The sequence below is a fragment of the Alteromonas sp. McT4-15 genome (assembly GCF_020515205.1).
Lineage (GTDB): Bacteria > Pseudomonadota > Gammaproteobacteria > Enterobacterales > Alteromonadaceae > Alteromonas.
This window is the reverse complement of the sequence record NZ_JAJALG010000088.1, coordinates 1-1829: the sequence shown is the minus strand read 5'-3', so window position 1 is coordinate 1829 and position 1829 is coordinate 1. Positions and strand designations below refer to the sequence as shown.

Annotated in this window: 3 protein-coding genes; all 3 read right to left on the bottom strand. The window is 41.4% G+C overall.

Going from position 1 to position 1829, the window contains the following annotated elements:
* Nucleotides 1–179 precede the first annotated feature (179 nt).
* On the bottom strand, nucleotides 180–527 hold the full coding sequence (locus LHL20_RS20845; RefSeq protein ID WP_226434676.1) for a hypothetical protein: 348 nt from the start codon (nucleotides 525–527) through the stop codon (nucleotides 180–182).
* A gap of 101 nt (nucleotides 528–628) precedes the next feature.
* Nucleotides 629–1024 (bottom strand): hypothetical protein, encoded by a 396-nt coding sequence (locus LHL20_RS20840; protein WP_226434675.1) that lies wholly within the window; start codon nucleotides 1022–1024, stop codon nucleotides 629–631.
* Between the two features lie 123 nt (nucleotides 1025–1147).
* Nucleotides 1148–1471: a low molecular weight protein tyrosine phosphatase family protein gene (locus LHL20_RS20835; RefSeq protein WP_226434674.1), complete on the bottom strand. Its 324-nt coding sequence runs from the start codon at nucleotides 1469–1471 to the stop codon at nucleotides 1148–1150.
* Nucleotides 1472–1829 lie beyond the last annotated feature (358 nt).

The following is a 1829-nucleotide window of genomic DNA, read 5'->3' as shown; positions in this document are numbered from 1 at the left end:
AAACTAAAACGAACCCCCAAAGCTGTTGTAAAAAAGAGCTGCACTTTGGCCTGATTTTTACTAAAAAATGGGTGGTGTATAACTTTTAAATAAGGGGCGATAATGCGTAGGGCATAATAGCGAAGCGGCCCTGCGTGTTAGCGTCCCAGTGGGCTTTAGCCCACGACTTAATTTTTTTGTTAGGTGCGTGCAAATTCAACCACCAATATAATGATTAGACTTATGAATGCCAAAGCATAAAACGTGCGCCCTGCGTTTTCAGAGTTACTCTTGTTTACGTTTTCTTTGGTTTTAGCTTTTTTACCGGCAATAGCAACAAAACCGAAGATTGGGGCAATCAAGTAAAAAAGCCCGAACAAGGGGCTACCAAAAGATAGGTCTTTGAATAGTGCTTGGCATTCACTATAGCAATAACTTCCTCTGGCTGCGGCATCCATGGATACAAAAACAGACGTAAAGAGAGCTAAGAAAAGAAAATATCTGATAGTTAATCCTTTAGCACCTAACGCCCCAACTTTGGGGCACAAATACATGGGCTAAAATAACGAGCGAAGCGAGGGAGCCCATGTATTTGTGTCCCAGCGAACGCAGTGAGCGCCAACAGTTGTTTGTTAGCTGCATATGCTGATTAAACCGCAATTATTAATGTTAAACAGACAATAATTAGCCAACCATAAATACTAAAGTACTTGAGCATATCAGATTGCAACATAGGCAAGTAGTTTTGACTGAACTCTGCTGCTACACGTGGAAACATAGCAATACCGAAGCCAATGCTAGGAAACAAAAAGAAAAACATAAAGCGGGGATCGCGAATAGTCGAAACTGGTTCATAGAAGGAATAAATGCCTGATTTACCCAAAACTGAAATCATTCCCAAATAGAGCGCAAACAATAAAGAGGCTATTTTTTCAGCCCGCCCCCAAATCTTGGGGTCGTCAAAAGTGCCATATTCGTTTAAATGACGTACAGCAAAAAAAGACGGAATAGAAATTAAAACAACTGTTGAGATTAATGTTTCCATATTTGCAGCTAACTTTTCAATAACGGGCGCAGGCACGTAGGGCATAATGGCGAAGCCGCCCTGCGTGTATGCGTCCCAGCGAACGAAGTGAGCGAGTTTATTGAGTTGTTATGTACGTGCCAATTACAACCGTACAAACTTTGGAACCTTATTTTTTAAAAGGCGAACAAGCTCGGGCTGCATACGCTCGTAGTTGTCAGGTATGTCCAAGCACGCCAGTTTTTTACCTTTAAGTAGATCTTTGTACTTTTTGGAGACCTTATTTCTGTGAGATTTTTCCATAACTAAAATGGCGTCGGCCCATTCAATAAGGTCGCCTGAAAGCGGTGTTTCCGCATCTGCATTAGTGCCGCATCCAATTGCGTTGATTCCTTCATATTCAGAAAAGACTTCTTCACCTGTCGGGCTACGCAAACGATTTTCTGAACAAACAAATAATAGGTTCATATTTCCTTAAGTACATAACTTTTAAATAAGGGGCGCATGCGCGTGGGCTACAATGCGAAGCAGCCCACGTGTATGCGTCCCAACGAACAAAGTGAGTGACTTAATTTTTTTGTTATACACAAACCGTTTGTTAACTGCCAGCATGTTGAAGAAAATAGGGTAAAAGCACTGAGCAAAACAACCAGTGATTTTAACTTTAGCAAGCTGCCAGAAAAGAGGGCGGCTTGAGTTGAAAAGCGGTGTTTTCAAGCTTTCTTCGATGCTGACCGAAAACTAAAACGAACCCCCAAAGCTGTTGTAAAAAAGAGCTGCACTTTGGCCTGATTTTTACTAAAAAATGGGTGGTGTATAACTTTTA

Coding starts and splice junctions, on each gene's coding strand:
- LHL20_RS20840 (WP_226434675.1), bottom strand. CDS start 1,024: ATGGAAACATTAATCTCAACAGTTGTTTTAATTTCTATTCCGTCTTTT.
- LHL20_RS20835 (WP_226434674.1), bottom strand. CDS start 1,471: ATGAACCTATTATTTGTTTGTTCAGAAAATCGTTTGCGTAGCCCGACA.